Below are 527 nucleotides of genomic sequence, written 5' to 3' on the forward strand. Positions count from 1 at the left end.
ACTTGGGTTGCCAATCACTAGCTCATCCATCGCACCTTGGAGTACATCGATCACGCGGTCTGCGATATCTTCCTGCAGGAAGAGTACACGCAGCGCCGAGCAGCGTTGACCCGCACTGGTGAAGGATGAAGATACTACATCGTTAACCACTTGTTCTGGTTGAGAAGTAGAGTCAACCACCATAGCGTTTTGACCACCGGTTTCGGCGATTAACGGAATGATTGCGCCTTCACGGTTTGCCAGTGTGCGGTTGATGAGTTTGGCTGTGCCCGTTGAACCGGTAAAGCATACGCCACCGATGCGCTCATCAGCCGTCAGTGCGTTACCTACAGTAGCGCCAGTGCCTGGTAGATATTGCAGCACGTCAGTTGGAATACCCGCTTGGTGTGCTAACTGCACTGCGCGGTAACCAATGATAGACGTCTGTTCAGCGGGTTTTGCGACCACAGTGTTACCCGCAGCGAGGGCTGCTGAGACTTGGCCCAAGAAGATAGCTAATGGGAAGTTCCATGGGGCTGATACAGACG

At 53.5% G+C, this 527-nt stretch carries 1 protein-coding gene; it reads right to left on the minus strand.

The features are described 5' to 3' along the window. Window positions 1-527 (minus strand): aldehyde dehydrogenase family protein (locus SHEWPOL2_RS22125; RefSeq protein WP_157173887.1); only part of this gene is annotated, 527 nt, incomplete at both ends.

Origin of the sequence: Shewanella sp. POL2 (assembly GCF_000282755.1) — a bacterium.
In the GTDB taxonomy this organism is placed as follows: domain Bacteria; phylum Pseudomonadota; class Gammaproteobacteria; order Enterobacterales; family Shewanellaceae; genus Shewanella; species Shewanella xiamenensis.